We start from the raw sequence: 22,883 nt of genomic DNA, 5'->3' as shown, positions 1-22,883 counted from the left end.
TGGGTTTCAGAACGCCAGCGCCAGTTGGTCGCTGAGCGCCACCATACCCCGCGTCGGCATGGCACCACGACGTTTACGGACGTTCACGTCGATTCCTTGTGGGGCAGGGTGCAGACCCAGACGCAAGGCAACGGGCACCGTAGCGACGTTGCTTTGGCGGAAAAAGAAGAAGGCCAGACTGTTGCCCGCCTCGGCCGCCAATTGCAGGCGACGCCACTGGATATCTTGTAGAGTCGGCGGCCAGGCCAGCACCGCGCTGCAACTGCCGGAACGCAGAGCCAGTTCCAGCGCCCAGAGCGTATTCTGGCCCTTGCGTGGATGCAGCACCAGCATCCGTGCAAGATCGACACCGGCAGCCGCCAGTGCTGCCGGATAGGGGATATGTGGAGGCGCGACCCAGAGTATCCAGCGCGCCTCGCGCTGACTCAGTTCCGCCACGGCGGGCAGCACCAGACGCAGTTCTCCGATACCGTCCAGAGCGCTGACCACTTCAGTGATGGCGCCACGTGGCCAGTCACCTACCAACCGCTCCAGATCCGGCCAGTGCGCCGCCACGCCCGGCGTCCGCTGATTATTCAGACCCCGCCACAAGTGCTGGGGATGGTTGCTCAACAGGGTGTCGACGGCGGTTTTATGTGCGGATGGATTCATAAGTTGCCTCCGATACGCAGCAGTCCGACCACCACGCCTTCGATTGTCAGACTGTCGCGTTGCAAATCCACAGAAATAGGGGAGAAATCCGGGTTTTCCGGCAGCAGCCAGACCTGCTTGCCATCCCGCTTCCAGCGTTTGACCGTCACCTCACCGTTGACCCGGGCCACTACCATTTGACCATCCTGGGGAGTGAGCGAGGCATCGTGACGGACGGCGAGAATATCGCCATCGAGAATGCCGGCATCACGCATACTCATGCCCTGCACGCGCAACAGGTAATCGGCGCCTGGCGAAAAGAGCTTTGGGTCGACGGGCAACTGCCCTTCCCGGAACTCTTCGGCCAGCATGGGTTGCCCGGCGGCCACGCGCCCGATCAGCGGCAAACCGGTTTCTTCTTCGCTTGCACAGAGGCGGATGCCCCTGGCCGTACCATTCTGCAGCAGGATATAGCCCTTGCGCGCCAGTACCCGCAGGTGACTTTCGGCAGCATTGGGTGAACGGAAGCCAAAGGCCCGCATCAACTCCGCACGGGTAGGCGGCAGACTGTCTTCCGCCATACGGGTACGAATCCAGCCGAGAATTTCGGACTGCCGGGGGGTAAGTTCATCCATGCAATATCTCCTGAGGGCCAGCGGATCCACCTGCTGGCGATGGCTATATTTTTATACAGTATCACTGCAGAATGCAAGGCCCGATACAGGACAGCGCCGCCATCCGGCCGCAGTTGCCAGCCGTTGCTCATATTGTTAAAATTTTGCAACATAAATTTGTGTATGTAGGGACACAAGGCTGGGAAGGTCAAGGAATGAAACATCTTTTAGCTCGTTGTCTCGTCCTCACCGGGCTACTTTTGGGGAGTATCGGTATCGCTTTTGCAGGCTCAGGGCGCGAGAGCATTACCGGCTTGTGGCAAACTGCGGGGGCAATGGATACATCCGCATTTACGCAAAAAATGGTATGATTTTCGGACAGAGCGTGAGACATATGCAGGACACTGTGCAGCAGGCCCGCGCCAAGGGGCAGCCGCAAATTCTGGCGGACTTCGTGCCCAGACGTCCGGGGGAATGGGCAAAGGGCCGCATTTACGACCCCAACAGCAAAACCTACTATCATGGCACACTGACGACTCTGGATTCCCGCAAACTCAAGGTGTACGGTTATGTCGGCTTTTCGTGGCTCGGCGGCAATACCATCTGGACCAAGGTTCCATCTGAATCGCGGTAGTTAAAGGCCCTCCACAGCCTCCCAGTAGCGGTCCTCCGGCTCCAGCTTTTTGATGTGCTCCCTGAGCACTTCGCCACCTACCGGGTGGCCCCTTCCCCGATCGCGGCGGATGAGCTCCATCAGCGGCAAGGCCGGGAAGTAATGCACAGACATCTCCGTGACCCCCTGATCCCGCAACCATTGTGCTTTTTTTGCCAGATCGTCGACATCCAGATGGGTGTCGGCAAGGACAAGGACATCGTGCGTACCGATGGCACTCCGCACCTGCCGTTCCCAAAGCTGCTGGACCTTACCTTCCAGGGCAGGGTTCCACGCCGACCAGGAAAACACCCCCTCGATCTTCCCCTCGTGCAGGGAAACCCGAATCCCGTCTCTTTCGATAATAGCGATACGCAACCCCGTATAACGGGACTGCACCGATCGAGCCCAGGTGCTTTTACCAGAGGCCGCGGTGCCCACGGTGAAAATGACCAATGGAGATGTTTTCAAATCAGGCATCCACCCAAATCCGGAATGGTCCGGACTGCCCAAAAATCCGCCCGGTTGCGGTAAGGCCCATAGTTACTGCGGTGTTCATATCATTTCCTGTCGCTGATGATTCCGGGATGAGTGTGCAGAGCATCCATGCCGCAAGCATCGCCGTTCCGACCTAGACTCTATCACATCCAGGGCTCCTGGCGGCGGGGTGGACGGTCGTCGTCAAAATTATCGCCATTGCCACTCATGACTGCCCAGATCAGCGCGGCAACCCAGCCGAGGACGGTCCAGCCGAGCAATAGATCCAGCAGGGTGATGGGTATCCGGTGCGGGCTATCCATGCTCCAGGCCATCAGAGCAGGTAACACATACACGCCTATCGCCACGATGAAGGCGACCATCAGTAACGCCACAAAACCGGCGCGGCTGTCGGTGATCCAGTGCAACATGGGGGTTCCTTTCCGTTTACGCACCAATCATATAGCGAATTTGAGCAGATTGGCACCCCTGGAATGGGCCCGATACCCGCTCCCCCAAATAAAAAAGGGGGCCAGAAGGCCCCTTTTTCCTACTTAGGGAAGTTCCCCTTAGTAACCTTTCTTGGCTGTGGCTTTTTTCACAGGAGCCTTGTGCGCAACGGCCTTATGCGCGACGGCCTTGTGCGTGGCCACTTTGGCTGGGTGTTTCGCCGGAGCCTTGGCTGGCGTCGCCGCAAAGGCGGTGGAAACTGCGAAGGCAGACATCATGACAATAGCAATAGCAGAAGTTTTCATGGACATGTTACTTACTCCTCAAGGTTGAAACTGCGAACCAGCAATATCAATATTCATGCCAATTGAAATACCCCTTGTTTTTATATGAGTTTTGCGGAATTCTGGTGACATTTTCTGCCATAAAAGTGTCCGGTGTCAGCGACAGAAAACTGTCCATCCCTCTTATAATAATGGAAAATCATATAGTTGCCTTGTCGCGGATCCGCCATACGCCTGTTTCCGGTGCGCCGGCTTGTCCCAAGCCATTTGCAGCTACGATCCGCTCTGTGACTTTTTGCACTCTTCCGCCTCATAGCCCTCCTCCCTGACCACGGCGATCAGCGTGGCGGTATCCGCTAGGCCATGCACCACGGCTTCTCCCGGCTCCAACGTAACGTCCGCTTTTTCTACACCAGGTACGCCTTCCAGCGCCTTGGTCACGGCCCGCACGCAGTGTCCGCAGGTCATGCCGGTGATCTTCAGCCTGATATCGCTCATGGGTTCTCTCCTGTTGAAAATTAGGTGTAAAGGAATGAATAAAACCGCCCGTATGAACTGACATTCGATTGCACAGGGCATCAGCCATGTGCCGGAGTGGAACCTCGGCCACGGATAATCACTGATACTCTGCGTATAGCCCACCACTGGACCATGGTAAACATTGAAGCTTGGTGTAATGTCAAGAGCCCATGCCCCGTACCCATTATAGAGCAGACCAGTTTCGAGACCGGGGGGCGGTCAGAATTTGACCAACAAACGGTTCAAATCCTGACACCGGAGCTAAGCATAATCTGACCTTATTCGCTAGGTTTACATACCATTGAATGAAAGCCAATCATATTGCCTTCCGTATCCTGAACAAGAGCGATGAAACCATGTTCACCGATAGATGTTTTTTCTTTGATCAAAATACCGCCATGCGCAACGGCACGTGCCGCTTCAACAGCACAGTCTTCGCAACCAAAATATACTAGGGTGCCACCAACCCCAGAGGATTTGCCTTCCATTTTTACTAGCATGCCGCCAGCACCGTAGGTGTTCATCCCGGCTTCTCTGTCCATGGGGAAAGACCACATTTCCATAGTCATTTCCGCTGTCGGAGCGGGCATTTCACACAGCTTGATTGCGAGAACTGCTTCGTAGAAGCTTTTGGCACGCTCCATGTCTTGAACGTAAATTTCAAACCAAACAATAGGATTATTTTTACTATGCATTGCGTTTCTCCTTATGGTTGATCAAGTTAGCAACAAATAATGGTGGTTTCGATTTTCAGGTAATCGGATGAACACCCCCTTCCCTCCGTCACGGACCAATGTCACGATGGGGAACCTATGGATCCGGTGCATTGTTGACTGGAGCATCCCGGATGCCAAAGTAAAGTCTACACCAAAGCTGCCGGTTTTGAACGATGCTTTGACGTTGACTAGCACTTTGCTCTTCGGACCAAACGATGCCTGGCTGGCAGCCTCAAAAGCGTCTGCCAGTAATATTCATCCGACCCTTAAATATCCGACATGGCGTAGCGAGCAGCGGGATGCCGAAAGTAGCTGGCGACCTTGCGCGGTATTTGGCGCAGGCTCCGCATGAAGGTAAACGTTCAGCCAACCCACCCTTGCGGGTTGGCGCCAATCAGGCTAATGCAGATTTTTTCCAGTTCCACGGCAAGAGTTCGTGGAGTTTTTTGTTGGGCCAGGTCGGGAGCTTTTCGAGCACGTCACAGAGGTACGCGAAGGGCTCGATGCCGTTGAGTTTGCACGTTTCGATGATGCTGTAGAAGGACGCGGCACGCTCGCCACCGGCATCATTTCCAACAAATAAAAAATTCTTGCGACCAATGGCCACGCCCCGCAGCGCTCGCTCCACCGGATTATTATCGATGCTGAGTTGTCCTTCTTCGAGGTAGAGCGTCAGTGCTTTCCAACGGTTGAGGGCATAGCCGATGGCTTTAGCGATGCCACTTTTCGGCGCCACCTGCATCTGGGTTTCCGTGAGCCAGGCATGGAAGGCTTCCAGCAGGGGACCGGCACGCTGCTGCCGGGCGGCGACTTTCTGATCTGGTAGAGATTCCTTGATCTCCGCTTCGATGGCGTAGAGTTTGACGATCCAGGCCAGGGCCTTCTGGGCTACCGGACTGGGACCCCGCTGTTCCACGTCATAGAAGTGGCGGCGGACATGCGCCCAGCATCCCGCTTCGATGATCTGTTCCTTGCGGTAGAGGGCATCATACCCCCCATAGTCATCGGTCTGGAGAATGCCTTTCCAGTCGCCCAGGAAGTGTTGCGCGTGGATCCCCTTACGGTCCGGGGCATAATCAAAGACCACGACGGGATGCGGGGCATCCGCCTGGCTGCGATACACCCAGAGATAGGCTTTGTCCGTCTTGCCGCTGCCGGGGTTGAGGACGGGCAAGGGCGTCTCGTCGGCGTGCAGAATCTTTCCTTCCAGCAAGGCCCTTTTGCAGGCTTCGGCGAGCAGGCTGATCCAGTATTCGCCCTGACCCAGCCAGCTGCAGAGGGTGGCGCGAGAGATCGGTACGCCCGCTCGCTGGTACTGGGTTTCCTGCCGGTACAAAGGCAGGTGATCCACGTGTTTCGCCGTCATCACATGGGCCACCAGGCGCGCCGTGGGCAAGCCCTTGTCAATCACCTGTGCCGGTAATGCCGGACTTTCGAGGGTACCGCAGGGGCGGCAGACCAGTTTGGGGCGGATATGGCGAATCACCTGGAAGCGTCCGGGGATATAATCCAGTTTTTCGCTGATCTCTTCCCCGACCGTTTCGAGTGGACCCCCACATTGCGCGCAAGTGCAAGTCTTGGGATCGTGACGTACTTCTACCCGGGGCAGATGGGCGGGGATCGCCATGCGGCCGGGGTGCCGGCGTACGGGACGGGCGGGGACCGCTACGGTCTGCGCGTCGGCGGCTGCTCCCTCTGCACGGCCAGCGGTCACGGCCGCACTGTCTTCCAGAACGGTTTCGAGGAGGCTTTCCATCGCCGCGATTTCGGTATCCAGCGCTTCTTCCCAAAGACTGATCTGGTCGGGAGAGAGCTTTTCCGAACGGCGTCCGAATCGCCAGCGCTGCAGTTTGGCGATGGTGCTTTCCAGGCGGGCGATGGTTTCATCGCGCAGGGCAATGGCCGCTTGCTGTTGGGCGATGATCCGGGTGCGTTCCGCTTCCTGTTCCTCCTGCTGTTGCAGCAGGCTCAGCACCAGATCGCGCAGGGCGTCCGGGCTGGTGGGAAGAGGCGTTTGCGGCGCTGAAATCATCAGAAAATAGTATCGGAACTGGGCTATTTATACAAGAAATTCCCGCTAGTTACAGCAGTGTTGGTGTGCATTTTTCCAGGCTCGGTAACGGCGTCCACGGGCGCCCCTCTACCAGCATCGCCCACTGCGCAGCGGAGAGTTCTATGGCACCGGCATCGGCGCGGGGCCAATGGAGTCGTCCCTGATCCAGACGGCGATACACCAGCCAGAAGCCCAGTCCATCCCACAGTAACAATTTCAGACGATCCCCTCGGCGGTTGCGAAAGACAAAAGCATGACCGCAAAAAGGATCGGCAGCCAATACCCCCTGTACCTTGGCCGCCAGGCCATCAAAGCCTAACCGCATATCTACGGGCGCTGCCGCGAGCCAGATCCGGCTGCTCGAATTTAGCCACATGGTCTTTCCAGAATCTGCACCAAGGTCTGGAGCCAGCTGGTATCTACCGGCGCCGCAAGCTTCAGGCTACGACCGGATAACAGGTGAATTTCCACCGGTGAAACAGGCGTCCTGACCGGCGCGGCCAGAGTTACCGGCAAAAACCCTTCGGGCACGGCGGACAGCAACGGCGTTTGTACAGAATCGGCAAAGCGTTTGCGCCAGTAATGCAGCGTGGCTACGGCGATCCCCGCCTGCGCACAATAATTCTTGACCGACTGTCCGCTCGCCTGAAATCCCTCTACCTGCTGCCGCCAATAAGCGACTTTCTCTTCTTTCTTCATCACCATCCCTCCGCGCTGAATGCAGATCAGGATCGGTCAGGTCAGGAAATTTGGGAAGGTGGGTTGCTTAGACGCTTACGCATGAAGGCTCATGAACTGGGAATGATCGGGTGTGCAACACGGCGGATGAAATATTCTTGGGCGCCTTCATCGTTTTTAGGGATGGCCTTTCTCGCGCGGATCATCCAGATGGTCCTTGGAGGATCTGGAGGCGCTGGGCCGCGACGCAGGTAAGTAGAGGGCCGGGAGCCGGGTTGCCTTTCCCAGAAATCCGCCTAACCTGATGGTTACCAACCATCAGAGGAAGAAGTGATGAATCTCAGAATTATGACAGCGCTGGCCATTGCGCCATTGCGCCAGTTGCCGCAGCCGATACCCTTAGTCAGGCCTTGGATACGATTGGGGTCTATGGCGAAGTCGCCGCCACTCCATCCAGCGCGAGCGCAAGCGTCCCGTCTGGCAGTGTGTCTGCGAATGGCGGCAACACGAACGGCGGCGTCGGCATTACCATGACCGGCGTCAATCAGGAATTGTGGTACACCCATTTGAGCGCGGATTACGCATTTGGTTCGCCGATCAATGGGGGTGGTATTACGGGGACATTAGCTGGTGGTAGTGGTACCGGCTCCGCCCACGTGTCTGGTCACTCGATGGCTTTTAATGCGCGCATCGGTAAGCTGTTTGCCATTGGTGAAGACGCAGCGGTTGGCCCATATCTGGCCTATCAGTATGCCGATTTTAAGCTGGGTCTGGATGGCATCACGGCCCGGTACCAGAACAATGCGGTACAGCTACACACCCTATGCCCTGAATGCGAGCACCACGATCAACGATATTCGTGGCATCGTGGGGATGGCTTACCACTTCTGACTGTCAGCATCTTTCAGCACACAAGCGTCCTTCGGGGCGCTTTTTTATTGCCCATAGGCAGTTGGTTGCTGCAACTGAACAGAAGTGCCCTCGCCAGCGCTGCCGTTGCCCTCGTCGAGCGGTTTTTTTCACGATGCCCCCGCACTGACAGATCTGCGAGCGCTTCCCTTCGTAGCTGCACCAACGTGCATCGATACCACCCCCGCCTGAAAGCGGGGCTCAGGGTTTCCCGGTTAACGAGATGGCGGCCCCCGGTGGGGTACTTCCGGGAATTGGCATCATCCCCCCATCCAGCAGGCAAGGCATCATCCGGCCCTCTCGCGCCAACGCTGTAATAGCAATAAACACGTTTCCCCAAGGGTCCTGGATAACGAGCATTCGTCATTCTTGCACTATTCTTTCAGAAGGTTACACTGTCCGCTCACCCGAGGAATTACCTATATGACTTACACCTGGCCACGAAAGCGACCGGAAAGCGAAGATGAATTCGAATGTGAGATGGAATACGTGGACGCACATCTCAATGAATCGGGTTTCATACCCGCTCAAAGGCCGCATATTTTTCCTCTACGATTCGGCGAAGCCTTCGGAGACGTGACGCATATATACCCTGACGATGCTCTTGCCGATGAACCAGGATTCAGTGGCAATCAGCTCGTGGCCAGAGGGCATCGCTGGTATCGGGACGTCTATGGAAACCGGCTCAATCACCCATATGAGTTGGGTTTTGCACCCGTGGAGCTGGGTAATAGTATTTGGCGCTTTTCTGTACCGCAAACCTACGGCGGCAAATGTGAGTACATGCTGGACAGGAATCTGGAGAACTGCGGAGTTGATAGTGACGGTAATCCAATTAAAAAGGGGGATATGATTTATTCAATAGAAATCCCGCCAAAGATAAACTGTCTTGCATGTATAGACGGGCTTACGCAAGGGATGGCGAACAGGCTGAGCGATGCGCAGCTGAATGCTTTCCTCGAATGGTGTCGCATTACCATAATCGGACTATCCTGGTTTGTAGATTTGTTCTGGCGAGTGAGTTATAATGACGAGCAATTGTTCTATACGGCTTTTGGCGATTATCAATCCTCTTGCGCTAACCTGCTTCAGGGGCGATACTCTCAATCTCGATGGGATTCCACCCAAGCTGTAGAAAAGCTGATTAAGGGCTTGCTGAATGTCGTCTCAGGGAAATTTGAAAAGACTCATAAATTATCAACCCCAGCGGAAAAGCTTTCCCAGTACATGGAAAATACCATCGAAGAATCTCTCCTAACCTCCGTTTATTGGCCGACAAATGGACGATATGGTGAAAAGAAAACCACTCGGGCAGAAAGCCTCAAAGCCAATCACGGGGTACTAGAAATTGCTTGTCAACTCGCGGCTGACGGCAAGATACAAGAGCAATTGCAAAACGCTCGCGACGTAGCAATACTACCCAATACCTCCGCTCCTCAAAAATGAACCGCTGTTTCCTCTTGTAGAGTTAAACCGTTTAGCTCAAAGATATTTCGCACCCTAATAAAGCACTACCGCCCCTCCCTCCCCTCCCGCAACCTTTCATACAATCCTGCCGGCCCCAGCAGGATATCCTTCAACTCGGCCCGGATGCGGGCGGATTCGAGGGCCTGGGTGCTCATGGACGTAAACGAGGCCATGGCCTCCATGATGGCGTCAAGAATCAGCCGGTCCAGGTCCGGGGAATTGGCGAACTGTTCCTTGGTGTTGTTGGCGGCCTGTTCGATGAGGAGTTCGCAGTCTATGAGCTTGCCCATGATGACGTCATTCACATACACCAGCTTGTCATTATCGCTGATGTGTCCCACAAAAATCTCGTTGACGCGCTGAATGATGGCGTCGAGGCTCTCCCGGTGCTTGTCCCGCACCATGCCGCCCCGGCCTCCGAAGGGGTCAGCTTTTCTCCGCCGATGAGGTAGAGCTTCTCCGTCGCCAGCTCCTTCAGGGTGTGGTGAGTCAGGGCCAGTTCGGAGAGGTCCACCTCCTCGATATCCCGACCAAAGGTCAGCAAGCGCTGCAGGAGCTTGAAGAAAATCGCCCGTTTTTCGATGTCGGTGTTGCCGTAGTCGAAAATCTGCGAGAGAAAGCTGTAACTGCGGACATAGGTGCCGATGTCCTTCTTGAATAGCCACAGGGCGTCCATTTCGGCTTTGGCGGCCTGTGCCGGAGCGCTGTCCCCGTCATCGGGCTGATGCTGCTGCCAGAGGACGCGAGCCTTGGCAAAGCGCTGCAGGAGGGCATCCGCCACGGGGCGCAACACCGCATCCACGCGGGCCTGCTTGCCACCCTGGAGCACCGCGCTTACCACGGCCTCCACGTCCTCTGCGGTATAAAACTCCTGGGCGTCGAGTTTGGCGCGCAAATCATAAATGCTGTCCGGATTGCTGACGCCGGCCAGTTCCGCCGTTTCATAGTAGGGCTGGAACGCCTTGAGGATGTCCTCTCCCTTGTTCACAAAATCCACGACATAGGTGGTGTCCTTGCCGGGATAAGCCCGGTTCAGGCGGGAGAGGGTCTGCACCGCCTGAATGCCATCCAGGCGTTTGTGGACGTACATCCCGCAGAGCAGGGGTTCATCAAAGCCCGTCTGGAACTTGTTGGCGACGAGGAGAATGGCGTACTCGCCGCGATGACCATTTTCGGAACTGAACGCCTTGCGGATGCTGCGTGCTTTCAGGCCGGGGTTCAGGTCCCGGCTGGTTTCCGATACCGGCTTGTCGAAGGATTCCGTATCTTCCACCTCCCCGGAGAAGGCGACAAGGGTATTGAGGGCGTAGCCACGGGAGGCGATGTACTTGCGCATGGCCAGATGCCAGCGTACCGCTTCCAGGCGGGAGCTGGTCACCACCATGGCCTTGGCTTGTCCATCTAAGAGCGGCATCACGAATTTGCGAAAGTGCTCCACCACAATCTGGACGTGCTGGGCGATGTTATAGCTGTGCAGCTGCACCCAGCCCATGATGCCCGCCGTGGCGGTACCGGCATCCACGACGGGGGGTTTTTTGCCCTCCTGCTGACCACTGGTCTCGTGGGCCAACTGGAAGGCCAACTGGTAAGGCGTGTAGTTTTTCAGCACGTCGAGGATAAATTCCTCTTCGATGGCCTGGCGCATGGAATACACATGAAAAGGTTCCGGCTTGTTGTCTTCGTCACTGGGCGACCGTTCCGGGTATGGCCGGGTGCCGAACAGTTGCAGGGTCTTGTCCTTGGGGGTGGCGGTGAACGCCACATAGGTAATCCCGGTTTCCTTACCGGCGGCCCGGGCTTCCATCTCGGCGGCGAGCATGTCTTCGACGGAGACGTCCTCCACCTCGTCCATCTCGAGTGCGGCCCCGTCTCTGGCGGTGGCGGCGCCCTGCAAGGGAATGCTTCCGGAGAGTATAACTTTGAGACGTGCCGCGGTTTCGTTCGTCTGGGAGGAATGGGCCTCATCGGCCACTACGGCGAAACGCTTCCCCCGCGTGGCGGCGAGTTCCTGGATGTATTGCAGCGTGAATGGGAAGGTTTGCAGGGTACAGGCAATAATCTGCTTGTTGGCGGCCAGGGCTTCGGAGAGTTCCCGGCTTTTGGAAGCCCCCTCCCCTTTGACGACGGCCACGACGCCCGCCGTCCGCTGATGGGCCATGAGGGCTTCCTGGAGCTGTTCATCGAGTACCGTCCGGTCCGAGACGACAATCACGCTGTCGAATATCTTGCGGTCCGTCTCGTCATGCAATTCCGCCAGCATGTGCGCGGTCCAGGCAATGCTGTGGGTTTTGCCGGAGCCCGCCGAGTGTTGGATGAGGTATTTGTCGCCCGCCCCGTCCCGGAGTACGGCGGAAACGATTTTCCGCGTGGAATCCAGTTGGTGGTAGCGGGGAAAAACGACGCCTTTCAGTTGCTTCTTCTTGTCCCGCACTGGTACCAGATAGCGGCCCAGAATCTGCAGCCAGGACGTCGGTGCCCAGACGGATTTCCAGAGATAGTCGGTGGCGATGCCGCTCGGATTGGCGGGATTCCCGGCACCGCCCTGATTCCCCTGGTTGAAGGGCAGGAAACGGGTGTCCATGCCCGCGAGCTTCGTGGTCATCCGCACTTCGGAGTTGCTGACGGCAAAATGTACCAGCGCGCCACCGGGAAAGCTCAGCAGGGGCTCGGGCGTGTTCCGCTCCGGCGGCCGGGGATGCCTGTCCCGCTTGTATTGATAGACCGCGTTCTCTACCGCCTGGGTGTAATCCGTCTTGAGTTCCGCCGTGGCGACGGGCAGACCGTTCAGGAACAGTACGAGGTCCAGGCTGCGGCCCGTGTCGTGCGCCGAGTAATGGACTTGCCGCACCACCCTGAGCCGGTTGGCCTGGTAGCGGGCCGCAAGTTCCTGGTTCATGCCCGAGGCGGGTTTGAACTGGGCCAGCGCAATGGGATGCCGCAAGCCCAGCATTTCGATGCCGTGGCGCAGGACGTAAAGAGTGCCCTGGGGTGTCCAGCGCCTTGCGCAGGCGGGCCATCACTTCGGTAAGTGCCCTGTCGCCGTGCCCCTGAACCAGCTTCTCCCAGGTTTCCGGTTGAGAAGCGGCCATCCAGTCGCGCAAGTCATCGGGAAAAATGGCGAATTCGGCGTTGTAGCCCGAGGCATCCGGGCTCAGGGTGGTGCCTTCAGGTGGCGTGTAGAGCCAGCCGGAAGCCGCCATGTCGGCGCAGATTTCGGACTCGAAGTGGATTTCCTGGTGCAGACTCATGAGTTCACTTTTTCCAGAAATGCTGATGGCGTCAGAATGGGCACACCTTGCCAAGGGTGCAGGACCAGCAAATCCCCATCGCTGGAAATGAGAACGTCCGCCCGGCAAGACAACGCCAGAGAGAGGAATTTCGTATCTTTCTCATCCCGGCATACGCCTGTCGCAGCCTGCTCGCTGGAGACGTGAATCTCCCACATGCTGACGTGGCCGGATACCAAGGTGAGAAAATCCAGCCGGTCTTGTAGCGGAATAAATCGGTCGAATTTCGGCCTCTGTAGCACTTCCTGCACTTCCTGCAAGGTGGCTTCAGTGACACAGAGCTCACCTATCCGGACTGCGGTCAGGAAAGCGCGGCGCGGCACGGAATCTGGATGTAACATCGCCCCCACCAGGGTGCTGGTATCTATGACAATCCGTTGCGGCCGACTCAACGGGATTCTTTCACCAGGCGCACCACATCCTCATCCGTCAGCTCCCGCGCAGCCGGTGTAAGATGGGCATCGGTTCTGGCGAAGTGTGCCTCGAATTCGGCAACCGCTTCACTGCGCTTGCGCCGAGCAGCCTGCAAGTCCTGGAGGTCCTGCATGTCCTGCGGGGACACCATAAACGCCGTGGCACGCCCGTGCCGGGTGATGACCACCGGCTCGCGCTGCACGGTATCCAGCAACTGTCCGAACTTGTTCTGGGCTTCAACCGAAGTCACCGTAATCATGGGTTCTCTCCTAATACAAACATCCATTCTGGCTATTATAGCTAGAATGGGGATTCGTGGCCATGTTTTCTACCCGTGCACGCGAATTCGGCAACCGCTTGACTGTGCTTGCGCCGTGCAGCCTGCAAATTCTGATGTCCCGGCATGTTTTGTGGCGACACCATGTAGGCAGTCGCCCGTCCGTGACGAGTGATAACCACCGGTTCCCGTTGTACCTTTTCAACAACTGTCCAAACTTGTTCTGGGCTTCTAAGGAGATCACCGTAATCATGAGTACGTTCCTGATCTAAAGACCCAATTTCATAGCTAGAGCAGGGACTCATCACTAGGTTTTTTATGCGAATTTTCGCGAAGAGTTTTTACTTCTTGCCCCGTCAATAACTCATCCACTTTTTTCTTGAATGCTTGCATGGCTCTTTTGTTGACTCGCAGGTCATCAATGTCCGCCTGCTCACTGCCGCATGCGGTACAGACCTTATATTGGGACGGTATAGTTCGAGTTATTCCCTTATATTCCATCGTGTCACCCTCGATGTGAAGAATAAGAGTTCCTTCCCCGCAAATAGGGCAAGCAGTATCTATAGGAATAATTATTTCAGCCAAAAAAGTGTTTCCGTCCGTAGAGAGGAGTTGTTGTCGGGAGGTTCACATGGATACTGCCCAATATTCACCTTGCAAACCATTATGGTAACATGCTGTCAAACCAATATCATTTCTTGGTACCCGCAGCAAAGGTCTTCTGTTCAACGTGCGTCTTTAGGCCATTGACGTTTTCACGAGCGAAATCGAACGCATCGCGCCGAAGGGCCTGTTTGATGGCGATTTCCCAGAGGCTCAGGATGCGGAACCATACCCGATTTCTGCCGTCGGCTATTCGCTCGACGACATCCGCGGGCAGGCGCTCGGGCTCAAAGAGAAATCGCAGGATACCTAACGTGTTGTTGGGCATCATTCGAGTAGGCCCCGTTTTCTTGCTTCTTCTTCATTGGGCATGATTGCCATGGCAGTGGCCATTTTTCGGAACCCAAAGCGCTCGTAATATTTAGACTTGCCCGGCACCGCATACAGCATGATGACATCAACTTTCGCAGCATCAATGAGATGGCGAACAATCTTATGTCCGATTCCTTTGCCCTGATACTCCGGCAAGACCGCCACATCATAAATTGCCGCGCGCCACACACCGTCAGATAGCGCGCGACCCGCACCGACGAGCTTTGCACCGTGAAAGGCAAAAACTCTTAGCAGGCTGTTACGGAAAGCGACTTCTAGTATTTCAGGCTCACGCCTTTTACCCAAAGGTGCCTGCTCGAAAAGACAAGCTAGCTCTTTCCATGAAATGCTTTCAATATCAGTTGAGAGATTGAATTCCATAACCAAGTCAATAATGTTGTATTGACGCCCAACGTGTAGCTAAGGGGCCGCGTGCTTTTGCGCTGTCACGCTTGAGCGCAGGGTGGATGATTGTTCTCATGTGGGCGCAGTCGTAATGGTACCTTGATGAAAGACCATTTGCCACAGCCCTTCCCGTTGTTGCCAGATGAAACTACGTACCGTGAACACCGGTGGCTCGCTGTGGCGACACGCACGATATGTGACGAGCGCGGTTTGTGGGTCCAGAAGTTGGACCTTGAACTCTGTAGCAGTGCAGTTGACTGGCGACTCGGCATGCAGCGAGGCAATAATTTGCTCCTTGCTGAGCGTACGCCCAGAGCTACCGAACTCGAAGAACCTCTCGGCCAGCAATTGCGAAACGCGCTCGGACTTGCGAACACTGGACTGGAGCAAGGACTCCTCCATCTCCTGGAGATAAATAGCAAGCGCGTTTTCTGAGGGCATATAACCTATTTGGAAAAAATGTGGAGCACTATCACGCCAGCGACAATGAGCGCGATACCGACGAATGAGGCCACATTAAGAGGCTGACGGTAAACAACCCAACCAACCAGTATAATCAAGGCAACACCGACACCAGACCAGATAGCGTAGGCCACACCAAGCTGGATGGTGCGTAGCGCAAGCGAAAGAAAATAGAACGCTGACGCATATCCGGCCACAACAAGAAGCGATGGCTCCCAGCGAGTAAAGCCATTTGCTGCCTTGAGTGCAGAAGTTGCAACAACCTCGGACACGATTGCTATTGCCAGATATAACCAGTGCATATTTCTAGTTAACTCCGTAAGGATAAGGAGCGTGCCGTTTTTTACGCGTCCCTCTCGATGGAAATGTTGGGCGAAGCCGCGCACGATTAGTGAACAAACGTATAAACTCAAAGGTCATGCAAGAACTCCCGCACAATCTCCGCAAAGCCATTCGGATTGTCCTGATGGACTACGTGCCCTCCATCAAGCGTAACGAGACGAGTATTGGGCCGTCGCGCCGCCATTTGCTCGCAGTGGTCTTGCGTCGTAATCCGGCTCTCCTTACCCCGGACCAAGAGAGCCGGGCATCTAGTCGCGAGCCAGTCGGCCCAGTGGTCGCTATTGAGCTGAAGCTGCGATTCAAGCATCTCACGAGGCTCGAACGCAAGCCGCCAGCCGTTTGGGGTAGAGCGAAAGGAATCCAGGAGGTAGGGCGCCAGCCGTTGCCCGATGCGTTCTTCGAGCGTTTCACGGCTTGGAAAGATACCCTCCCAGGCTAACACAAACGACGCATTAGCATCCGGAGCGGCGCCGATGTCTTCAATGACGACGGCCTTTACACGCTCGGGATGCCACGCAGCGAACTGGTAGGCGTTTACGCCGCCCAGCGAGTTACCAAGCAGGACGACTTTGTCCACCTCAAGATGTTCAACCAGCGCGGCCACATCGCCTATATAGTCTTTGCGTGTATAACTGAGCGCATGGTCAGAATAACCGTGTCCGCGCTGGTCCATGGCGATGACGCGCCACTCGGGTGATAGTGCATCTGCAAGACGGGCATAGGTGGCGGCCTCCATCCAAAGCGCGTGGAGGGCAATCAGTGTCTGGCCCTCCCCACCCGTATCGAGGTATGACAACATCAGGTCGTCGTGGTGAAATTGACTTCTTGTCATGCGTGTATGGGTCATCCCCTTTTCCTCGCGAGTGTTACTACTAATCCTAATCTGACCAACGTGTAGCTAAGGGTTTGTGCGATTTTTGCTCGCCATGACTGAGCGCAGTGTTATGTTGCATGAGCTCAACCCCGGGGGAAGAACACGAAGATTACGCACCCCTGCTTTGACTGAGGAACGTGCGCCGAGCCAGCCGGATTGTGGATGAAAGTACCTGCCGGATAATCGTGGACACCGTCGTTAAATACGCCAGATACCACGAATACTTCTTCAGGACCCGGGAAATGCGTATCGAGCTTTGTGAACTTGGCACCAGGGTCGATTTCAAGAATTTGGGCCTTGGCGCCGTTCGTGCCTTGCCAGAGGATACGCGCACGAATCCCCGGAAAGATTTCCTTCGTGGGAAGGTCTCGCCAATTCGCCGAAATCACACCTTCCAGGTTAATCACTATGGATGCAACATAGCGCTCGAGGTCAGCGGCACGTCGTTTTTTTGGCGCACCCCTCTCGACAGCAATGTCAGACTGGTTGCTCATAGTGCCACCTTCAACTTGCGACCACCTGTAATTGCGAACCCCTCCCGCTCGTAAAATGCTATTGTTTTATCGAACTGTGGGAGTGGAGTGGTGGTAACTTCTAGGCGCTTCCAGCCACGCGAATTGCCGAATTTCTTTGCCTGTTCCATAAGGCGCTGCCCCACGTTTTGTGAACGATACCCCGGACGAACAAAGAGCTCTGGGATGGTGCCGAAGGCGCCTTCGGCATATAACGCGTAGCTTTCATAAAGCGCAATGAAGCCAACCAAAGACTGATTCTCGCTTTGGGCAACAAAAACGAAATATTTCTCTCGGTAGATGAAATCTTTGAGCCTGGCCATTGTTTCATCAAGACTGAACTTGAAGGCATGTATTCCAATAGTGCTCATAATTTCATTTAGCAACTCGCCAACCATGACGGCCACTTCAGGTGCATCGTTTATGGTTGCTCTCTGTATGGTTATGTTCACGGTCATCTCGTATAGCCCTCCTTCAAATCAGGTGTTCTGGCACGTCAGCAAGTAACATCCGATGTATCCCTAACGTAACGATAAGCGGCGCGCTGTTTTTTTGCGCCCGTTTCGTCATACGAACGTCCCCACGGTACAACTTTATCCAGCGTAAATCCCATAGGTTGCCTGCCTACCTAGCGTAAGGGTACGTGACGCGTCAAAAGCGGAGCGTTCCGCTTGACCGCCATATCAACTTTGGTGTTCAGCAGCACGTTTCAATCCTTGGAGCGTATGAGGCAAGCCCTTTTTAATTTGCGACCCGATAAGTCGACCAAACAACGGCGAAAGCATCCCCTCGAAGGCTATCCGATGCACTGCTATGGTTTCGCCCAAATGACTTGACAACTCATGTTCAAAGCGCATGACACACAAAGGCAGCTTGCTTTCAACCGTGAACGAACGATTGGGAACAACTTCTGTGAAAGCAATTTTAGCCTTTGGACCGCTTGACGGTTGAAGGGTGCCACCGGCTCCGGAAACGAATTCCCCATCAATGGAGGAAGTCTTTACGTCAGAGTCCCAGAAAGACCAACCTTTTACGTCTGCGTACAGGGAAAAGACCTTTTCAACAGAGGCTGCGATTACGACTTGTTCTTCAAATTGCATGGCGTTCCCTCTTTGATAAAACTAACATAAAGCTAATGGTCACGCCGCTTTTGGTTTGTCATGCCTGAGCGCATAGTTATACCCCATGTTTTCGCCCAAATATGTTGCGAGGGCAGCAACCATGCCGACAGCCAACTCCGCTTCCTCGAATGTTGGCTCCCTCCCTTCGCGGATATGGCGTGCATTTTCCGAAGCGTAACCCCAGGCTTTTGCGATGGCCTCATCAAGAGGCCGAGGAACGATATCCGGGTAACGTTTCATGATATCGCCGAGAGTGGCCTTGGCGTCACCACAAGCCTCACGAGCCACACATTCGAGCGCCGCCATTGAATGCTGAATTCCACCAGTGATATCAGGGGCAGGACGCCGAGACAAATCACGGCGCGCCTCATGGAGTTCATTCCTGGCGTTACTGAAGTTTTTTGCTTCAAGCTGCCACTCCGCAGTGTCTATAATTCCCTCGAATACTTCGGGGCCGCGCATCTTAACCTTGCCGTTCGATAATTTCCAGCCAATACCATTTTCGAGGAAGTAGTCGTTTATTTCGTTCTCGAACTTTTGGGGTTCATAAGAGTAAGGGGTCTCGCGCATGGCACCGGAGATATCCTCTATGATGTCGTAGACCCGATACCAGTCACAGCCATCAACGAGGTCATGTACTTCATCGTCCATGTTTGGGTACTCAGACCAATTGTTTGAATCCGACCGTTTTCTTAGTATGCGGCATACAAGTGAGCGAAGGCTTTTCGGTTGAAATCCGCAATCGTAAGCAAGCTGAACAACAATTCCACGCAGTTCATGCGGAGCGTCTTGCCGCACAATAATCTCTGTTTCGTGCGCTTGCTGGTATCCGTGTCTCTTAGAGAACTTTTCATTCATCGCATGCCCCTGTCATGAGGTCACATAATTTAGGCGTCAAGCAGGCCGGACTGTGTAAGCCGCTTGCGTCTACCACGGACGATTCCATATAAACGAACGCTCACGCTGTTATAGGAAAATCTTGCCACTGCCCAAAGGAAGAGTCGGGGAATCCCGCACGGGTGGCCATATTTACGGCCCTCAACTGATGAATGTCATAGATGGTCCAATTTCGGAAGGCGTAGCCAACGGTACTTTTGATAACTTCAAATAACCCACCCCACGGAAACATCTCCTCAAGTTTACCATGCATCTGTTTATCCCGGATGACATTCAATGCTTCTGGCCTTCTCTGGCCAATTGACTTATCAAACAGGTTTGGCTCTAGACCGTCGTGTTGTTCAGCCCACTCCAAACAATCTGCCAACGCGGCACATCGGTGTACGGACCCTGTAGAACTTTCGCCGGCTTTGGGCTTCGTTTTCCGGGCCGTTTGCTTACACATTTGATGATGATACGCGTCTTTCAGGGCGGCTTCCAGGGTCGATAACGCCTTCATCTCCGCCATTTTACAAAACTCCGGGAGAAGGTAGGTCATGAATAATGCCCTTAAGGCCTCATCGAAGGCATCAAGATAAGGAAGGGGTATCTGATGGGGTGGAATGCGGAGACTTTGTACATAGTTATACCACTGTTCAACGGTGGGAAACTCCCGAATATTCCCTTTCGCCATGGGGTAGTAAAATGGTCGAGAACGGTATTTTTCGTTGAGAAAACCGATGTCTAGCAGTTCATCGGGAGGCTGCTCGGCAAATCCTGCATAATAGGTACACCATGTTGTAGCTAGCGGCTTCATAATGCTTGCTCCGCCCATCCGAAGTCTTGCAAGAGAAACGCGATTGCGCTCACGGCCAAATCGGCGTCGCGCTGCGACACGGGGCGGGTATCGTTATTAGCGGCTCCCGATGGCTTTGCGCGAGAGTGCAGCTTGTTAATGAGATTAGCGGCAGACTGGATACACGACCCATTGTCCAGCTTCCCGACTATTTGCCCCAGCTCGTTTTTTAGTGATTTGCGGATACATAGCAAGCAGCATATGTGTAGCGGCAACCCGGCAGGCATCGATAACTGGCTGGGGGGCTTGCACGGATGCGGCCTCCACGACGGCATTCATGGCTCTGTGGATATCCTCGCGGTTGTTTGGTGGAATCTCTTCGGATAATAATTCCGGTAATACGCCAAGGAAGGTTTTCGACTTAAGTGTGATGTAATAGGCGTCACGCCCTCTGCGTTCAGCCAGAACAACGGTCCAACATGTTTGCGCCAGATTGTCGCCGAGAATTACTTCTTGTCCTGCTTTGATATTCAGGTTTGCAGTCTCATATATTTCATCTATTGGACAACCTTTGGATGGACTGGGATATGGGAAAAGGCTCACATTTTCGAAGCGGTCTCCATCTCTACCAGAAGATTGGTAAAGCCGACCTCTACGAACACGAGTCGCAGAATCAAAATAGTCCTCACAGAAAACATAAACATTACCGTTCACGCCACTATTCAAGCTAAAAGGGAGCACAACAGGCGGTGGAGTTATGAGGCGTAAGTGAGAATACGCCCCTTCCAGCCACAAGCCGTGCTTTTTTGCCAAATATTCCATTACGCAACTCCTTTCCAGTCACGCACATCAATTTTTCCTGTCACCGCATCTGAAATGAGCGTCATCCGGCGCTCCCGGAGTAGATTGATGCCGTTTTCCGCTTCCTGAACGAGGATGTCCATGCGGGAAGTTTCTGTATCGAGAAATGCGGCGATGGCGTGTTGTTCATCGACAGGTGGAACCCCTATCTTGAAATTACGCACGAATTCGTCGGGTACTCTTTTTTGCCCGCCAGCACCATACATCCATGATTCACCTAATTTACGAAAATATGCAGAAACAAAAATCAAGTGGATATATTCGCTAATGGATATATTCTGCTCCGGCCTCACAACAATTAACTCAGTTGTGCCAAACCCTATGTGCCCTTTAAGTCCACTCATTACTGCGCCTTTTCCATTCTCAAAGCAGGGCGTAATCTTAGCGATAGTCACATCTCCATTGCGGAAATATGTGTAACCAGAATTAACCTCGTTGATTGGTTTCACATGCTCAAGATTTAGCGAGCCGTCATCCCCAATAGCCTCCATTGGTAAAAATGAGACCTCCTCATCTTCACCAATGTTTGAGCATTCGCTTTTGGATGGATTCAGATTTGCGATAAAGCGAAGCTGCCTCACGCTCCAATGCTCCGGTACATCCCCCAGCCACTCCACCCCGGAATCCTTCATCGGAGCATCTGGGTTCAGCCCCTTCGTCACCGCTTGGCTGATGAGGGCCTGCCGTTTCTCTTTCAGCAAGTCGATGAGGGTTTCGTATTCAGTAATGAGGGTATCTATGCGGGCGGTTTCGGCATCGAGGAATGCGGCGATAGTTTTTTGTTCAGAGAGAGGAGGAAATGGCAAGGAAAGATTATTAAATTGCTCCGCGGGAAGCCTCCACCTTCCTAAATGAGAACTGCCCTGACCAAACGCATAGAAAATCTTATTTTTGTAACCCATTTGAAATACATATAGGAAATACTTATAGTGACAGTCTGTTGGCTTTCTTATCGTAAATACTCTGTAGTCTGGGCTCGTAACCCCGAGAAATTTGGATATATCGACGTATCCTGTCAATAAATCCATATGATTCATTACAAAATCACCAACGTCAACTATCTGGTATTTAGCGTAATCCATAGAAAACTGACCATTATTTCCTTCAATGTCTTTTATTCGAATTCCTTGTTGCGTTACAGATAGAATGTCATAACCCAACTCTCCAGAGATATTCTTCTTTATGGAAAACAGCCACCTTGTTCTGACTACTCCCCACCCCTCAGGCACATCCCCCAACCACTCGACACCCGATTCCCTGTATTTTGGATAACGTGGATATGTCATATCGCCACCTCCGCCAGACTCCCGGGCGGCTCGAACACGTAGAAAGGCCGGATACCCGATATCTCACACCCCATGATGCCCACCTTGCTGCCCTTGGTTACGTCTTTCCATCTGTCGAGGACCCGTAACCGTAGCCTCACGCGTTCACCAAAACCCAATCCAGGCCGTGTGCGGTGAAGTTCTTGAAATCACCGTCCAGAGTGGCGAGGCGTAACCCTCCGGCCAGTGCGAAGGCGGCAAGATAGGCGTCCATCCACACCTTGGGAGAGGCGGTGTCGCGGGTGGCCAGTATCCGCCAGAGGGAGAAAACGTCAGGAGCCTCTTCGCGAACGCAAACACGCGGAGAAGACTGCAGGGCATCCAACGCGACTAAAGCATCCCTGTTGCTCATGCTGTCTACTCCATAGGCTTTGAACAGCGTCGGCGTAGAAGCCAGCCGCAGAAAACTTTGCTGGGTTGCCCGACAAAATACGGCAGGGTAGGATGCCGTCGCCTCCTGCAGCGCTTTCCGAGCGCTTTCGTGGAAAGGATGTCGGGTGAATACCACCGCCAGCCACACGCTGGTATCAAACAGGGAACCCGGCACGACGCGCATCCTCCTCAGCTTGAGCGGTTTGTTCCAGTGCAATCAACTCAGCAAGGCTCATATGGAGCGCCGGTGCGTCGGCATGTCCGCGGATGAACGGTAAACCGCCCTCATCCAGCTCCACCACGGAACCCCGTGGGGGTGACGTCGGCAGTTTCGGCGCCGCCATTCCCATCCCCTGTCGCAGGTACTCGGCCACCAAATCGCGCAGCGTGCGCCCTTGCAGGACGGCCCGCAATTTCGCTTCGCGAATGAGTTCATCCGGTAAGTCCAGGGTGGTTTTCATGATGCCTCCTTGCTCGTGGGGTACTAGCCAACGCCATCCATGAAACCAGCTTACCATTTTGCTGGGTGGCGGCA

General features: G+C 54.5%; 32 protein-coding genes. 3 read left to right on the top strand and 29 right to left on the bottom strand.

Annotation, left to right across the window (positions count from 1 at the left end; genetic code table 11):
* Positions 1 to 6: 6 nt before the first annotated feature.
* Together imuA and lexA are read right to left on the bottom strand one after the other, a co-directional pair.
* Complete coding sequence (imuA, locus tag AFERRID_RS14125) at positions 7 to 651, bottom strand: translesion DNA synthesis-associated protein ImuA (protein ID WP_113525650.1); 645 nt, start codon at positions 649 to 651, stop codon at positions 7 to 9.
* Complete coding sequence (gene lexA, locus AFERRID_RS14120) at positions 648 to 1,265, bottom strand: transcriptional repressor LexA (RefSeq protein WP_113525651.1); 618 nt, start codon at positions 1,263 to 1,265, stop codon at positions 648 to 650. The genes imuA and lexA overlap by 4 nt, the downstream gene beginning before the upstream one ends.
* Positions 1,266 to 1,638: 373 nt before the next feature.
* On the opposite strand from lexA, the gene AFERRID_RS15815 reads away from it, so the two are divergent.
* Positions 1,639 to 1,878 (top strand): DUF2147 domain-containing protein, encoded by a 240-nt coding sequence (locus AFERRID_RS15815; protein ID WP_232027609.1) that lies wholly within the window; start codon positions 1,639 to 1,641, stop codon positions 1,876 to 1,878.
* Here the strand turns inward: AFERRID_RS15815 and AFERRID_RS14110 are convergent, their stop codons facing one another.
* The 8 genes from AFERRID_RS14110 to tnpA form a co-directional block, all read right to left on the bottom strand.
* On the bottom strand, positions 1,879 to 2,376 hold the full coding sequence (locus AFERRID_RS14110) for an AAA family ATPase (protein WP_126605551.1): 498 nt from the start codon (positions 2,374 to 2,376) through the stop codon (positions 1,879 to 1,881).
* Positions 2,377 to 2,537: 161 nt separating this feature from the next.
* Positions 2,538 to 2,804 (bottom strand): superinfection immunity protein, encoded by a 267-nt coding sequence (locus AFERRID_RS14105; RefSeq protein WP_113525653.1) that lies wholly within the window; start codon positions 2,802 to 2,804, stop codon positions 2,538 to 2,540.
* 138 nt (positions 2,805 to 2,942) lie between these two features.
* Entirely contained in the window at positions 2,943 to 3,134 is a 192-nt protein-coding gene (locus AFERRID_RS14100) for a hypothetical protein (RefSeq protein ID WP_009568881.1), read from the bottom strand.
* A gap of 246 nt (positions 3,135 to 3,380) precedes the next feature.
* A complete protein-coding gene (locus AFERRID_RS14095; protein ID WP_113525654.1) occupies positions 3,381 to 3,605 on the bottom strand; it encodes a CopZ family metallochaperone in 225 nt (74 codons plus the stop codon).
* Between the two features lie 299 nt (positions 3,606 to 3,904).
* Complete coding sequence (locus AFERRID_RS14090; protein WP_126605550.1) at positions 3,905 to 4,321, bottom strand: VOC family protein; 417 nt, start codon at positions 4,319 to 4,321, stop codon at positions 3,905 to 3,907.
* Positions 4,322 to 4,736: 415 nt separating this feature from the next.
* Positions 4,737 to 6,374, bottom strand: coding sequence for an IS66 family transposase (gene tnpC / locus AFERRID_RS14085; RefSeq protein WP_126605549.1), 1,638 nt, complete (start codon positions 6,372 to 6,374; stop codon positions 4,737 to 4,739).
* Positions 6,375 to 6,423: 49 nt separating this feature from the next.
* Positions 6,424 to 6,771, bottom strand: coding sequence for an IS66 family insertion sequence element accessory protein TnpB (gene tnpB / locus AFERRID_RS14080; protein ID WP_012536650.1), 348 nt, complete (start codon positions 6,769 to 6,771; stop codon positions 6,424 to 6,426).
* A complete protein-coding gene (tnpA, locus tag AFERRID_RS14075) occupies positions 6,762 to 7,094 on the bottom strand; it encodes an IS66 family insertion sequence element accessory protein TnpA (RefSeq protein WP_012536651.1) in 333 nt (110 codons plus the stop codon). The genes tnpB and tnpA overlap by 10 nt, the downstream gene beginning before the upstream one ends.
* 389 nt (positions 7,095 to 7,483) lie before the next feature.
* On the opposite strand from tnpA, the gene AFERRID_RS15070 reads away from it, so the two are divergent.
* Together AFERRID_RS15070 and AFERRID_RS14070 are read left to right on the top strand one after the other, a co-directional pair.
* Positions 7,484 to 8,299: an autotransporter domain-containing protein gene (locus tag AFERRID_RS15070; protein ID WP_145987107.1), complete on the top strand. Its 816-nt coding sequence runs from the start codon at positions 7,484 to 7,486 to the stop codon at positions 8,297 to 8,299.
* A gap of 106 nt (positions 8,300 to 8,405) precedes the next feature.
* Positions 8,406 to 9,428, top strand: a complete 1,023-nt coding sequence (locus AFERRID_RS14070) for a HEPN domain-containing protein (protein ID WP_126605548.1) — start codon at positions 8,406 to 8,408, stop codon at positions 9,426 to 9,428.
* Between the two features lie 65 nt (positions 9,429 to 9,493).
* Here the strand turns inward: AFERRID_RS14070 and AFERRID_RS15350 are convergent, their stop codons facing one another.
* The 19 genes from AFERRID_RS15350 to AFERRID_RS13975 all read right to left on the bottom strand — a co-directional run bounded on the left by AFERRID_RS15350 (position 9,494) and on the right by AFERRID_RS13975 (position 22,809).
* Positions 9,494 to 9,790: a hypothetical protein gene (locus tag AFERRID_RS15350; protein ID WP_197722456.1), complete on the bottom strand. Its 297-nt coding sequence runs from the start codon at positions 9,788 to 9,790 to the stop codon at positions 9,494 to 9,496.
* Positions 9,751 to 12,399 carry a type I restriction endonuclease subunit R gene (locus tag AFERRID_RS14065; protein ID WP_197722455.1) on the bottom strand — a complete coding sequence of 883 codons (2,649 nt, stop codon included), beginning with the start codon at positions 12,397 to 12,399 and terminating at the stop codon, positions 9,751 to 9,753. The genes AFERRID_RS15350 and AFERRID_RS14065 overlap by 40 nt, the downstream gene beginning before the upstream one ends.
* Before the next feature lie 294 nt (positions 12,400 to 12,693).
* The gene (locus AFERRID_RS14060; protein ID WP_126605547.1) at positions 12,694 to 13,128 is read right to left on the bottom strand and encodes a putative toxin-antitoxin system toxin component, PIN family; all 435 of its coding nucleotides are present in this window, start codon (positions 13,126 to 13,128) and stop codon (positions 12,694 to 12,696) included.
* Positions 13,125 to 13,409 (bottom strand): type II toxin-antitoxin system Phd/YefM family antitoxin, encoded by a 285-nt coding sequence (locus tag AFERRID_RS14055; RefSeq protein ID WP_126605546.1) that lies wholly within the window; start codon positions 13,407 to 13,409, stop codon positions 13,125 to 13,127. Before AFERRID_RS14055 ends, AFERRID_RS14060 begins: the two co-directional genes overlap by 4 nt.
* Before the next feature lie 306 nt (positions 13,410 to 13,715).
* Complete coding sequence (locus tag AFERRID_RS14045; protein ID WP_126605544.1) at positions 13,716 to 14,012, bottom strand: type II TA system antitoxin MqsA family protein; 297 nt, start codon at positions 14,010 to 14,012, stop codon at positions 13,716 to 13,718.
* A gap of 106 nt (positions 14,013 to 14,118) precedes the next feature.
* Positions 14,119 to 14,361, bottom strand: a complete 243-nt coding sequence (locus AFERRID_RS14040) for a PIN domain-containing protein (protein ID WP_192796451.1) — start codon at positions 14,359 to 14,361, stop codon at positions 14,119 to 14,121.
* Positions 14,358 to 14,783: a GNAT family N-acetyltransferase gene (locus AFERRID_RS14035; protein ID WP_197722453.1), complete on the bottom strand. Its 426-nt coding sequence runs from the start codon at positions 14,781 to 14,783 to the stop codon at positions 14,358 to 14,360. The genes AFERRID_RS14040 and AFERRID_RS14035 overlap by 4 nt, the downstream gene beginning before the upstream one ends.
* A 96-nt stretch (positions 14,784 to 14,879) precedes the next feature.
* Positions 14,880 to 15,248, bottom strand: a complete 369-nt coding sequence (locus tag AFERRID_RS14030) for a nuclear transport factor 2 family protein (RefSeq protein WP_126605542.1) — start codon at positions 15,246 to 15,248, stop codon at positions 14,880 to 14,882.
* Positions 15,249 to 15,253: 5 nt separating this feature from the next.
* Positions 15,254 to 15,571 (bottom strand): DMT family transporter, encoded by a 318-nt coding sequence (locus tag AFERRID_RS14025; RefSeq protein WP_126605541.1) that lies wholly within the window; start codon positions 15,569 to 15,571, stop codon positions 15,254 to 15,256.
* Between the two features lie 107 nt (positions 15,572 to 15,678).
* Positions 15,679 to 16,458, bottom strand: a complete 780-nt coding sequence (locus AFERRID_RS14020) for an alpha/beta fold hydrolase (protein WP_197722452.1) — start codon at positions 16,456 to 16,458, stop codon at positions 15,679 to 15,681.
* A 110-nt stretch (positions 16,459 to 16,568) separates the two neighbouring features.
* Positions 16,569 to 16,979 (bottom strand): cupin domain-containing protein, encoded by a 411-nt coding sequence (locus tag AFERRID_RS14015; protein ID WP_126605540.1) that lies wholly within the window; start codon positions 16,977 to 16,979, stop codon positions 16,569 to 16,571.
* The gene (locus tag AFERRID_RS14010) at positions 16,976 to 17,455 is read right to left on the bottom strand and encodes a GNAT family N-acetyltransferase (RefSeq protein WP_126605539.1); all 480 of its coding nucleotides are present in this window, start codon (positions 17,453 to 17,455) and stop codon (positions 16,976 to 16,978) included. The genes AFERRID_RS14015 and AFERRID_RS14010 overlap by 4 nt, the downstream gene beginning before the upstream one ends.
* 225 nt (positions 17,456 to 17,680) lie before the next feature.
* A complete protein-coding gene (locus AFERRID_RS14005; protein WP_126605538.1) occupies positions 17,681 to 18,097 on the bottom strand; it encodes an SRPBCC family protein in 417 nt (138 codons plus the stop codon).
* Between the two features lie 39 nt (positions 18,098 to 18,136).
* Positions 18,137 to 18,976 (bottom strand): AbiJ-NTD4 domain-containing protein, encoded by an 840-nt coding sequence (locus tag AFERRID_RS14000; RefSeq protein ID WP_126605537.1) that lies wholly within the window; start codon positions 18,974 to 18,976, stop codon positions 18,137 to 18,139.
* A gap of 100 nt (positions 18,977 to 19,076) precedes the next feature.
* Positions 19,077 to 19,811 (bottom strand): hypothetical protein, encoded by a 735-nt coding sequence (locus tag AFERRID_RS13995; RefSeq protein ID WP_126605536.1) that lies wholly within the window; start codon positions 19,809 to 19,811, stop codon positions 19,077 to 19,079.
* A 144-nt stretch (positions 19,812 to 19,955) separates the two neighbouring features.
* Positions 19,956 to 20,612 carry a hypothetical protein gene (locus AFERRID_RS13990; RefSeq protein WP_126605535.1) on the bottom strand — a complete coding sequence of 219 codons (657 nt, stop codon included), beginning with the start codon at positions 20,610 to 20,612 and terminating at the stop codon, positions 19,956 to 19,958.
* Entirely contained in the window at positions 20,612 to 21,937 is a 1,326-nt protein-coding gene (locus tag AFERRID_RS13985; protein ID WP_126605534.1) for a restriction endonuclease subunit S, read from the bottom strand. Before AFERRID_RS13985 ends, AFERRID_RS13990 begins: the two co-directional genes overlap by 1 nt.
* A gap of 136 nt (positions 21,938 to 22,073) precedes the next feature.
* Positions 22,074 to 22,523 carry a TA system VapC family ribonuclease toxin gene (locus AFERRID_RS13980; protein WP_126605533.1) on the bottom strand — a complete coding sequence of 150 codons (450 nt, stop codon included), beginning with the start codon at positions 22,521 to 22,523 and terminating at the stop codon, positions 22,074 to 22,076.
* Positions 22,504 to 22,809 (bottom strand): hypothetical protein, encoded by a 306-nt coding sequence (locus AFERRID_RS13975; RefSeq protein WP_126605532.1) that lies wholly within the window; start codon positions 22,807 to 22,809, stop codon positions 22,504 to 22,506. Before AFERRID_RS13975 ends, AFERRID_RS13980 begins: the two co-directional genes overlap by 20 nt.
* Between the last annotated feature and the right edge of the window lie 74 nt (positions 22,810 to 22,883).

The sequence above is a fragment of the Acidithiobacillus ferridurans genome, assembly GCF_003966655.1.
Classification (GTDB): Bacteria; Pseudomonadota; Gammaproteobacteria; order Acidithiobacillales; family Acidithiobacillaceae; genus Acidithiobacillus; species Acidithiobacillus ferridurans.
The sequence above is the reverse complement of the archived record's forward strand: the minus strand, read 5'-3'. Positions and strand labels throughout refer to the sequence as shown.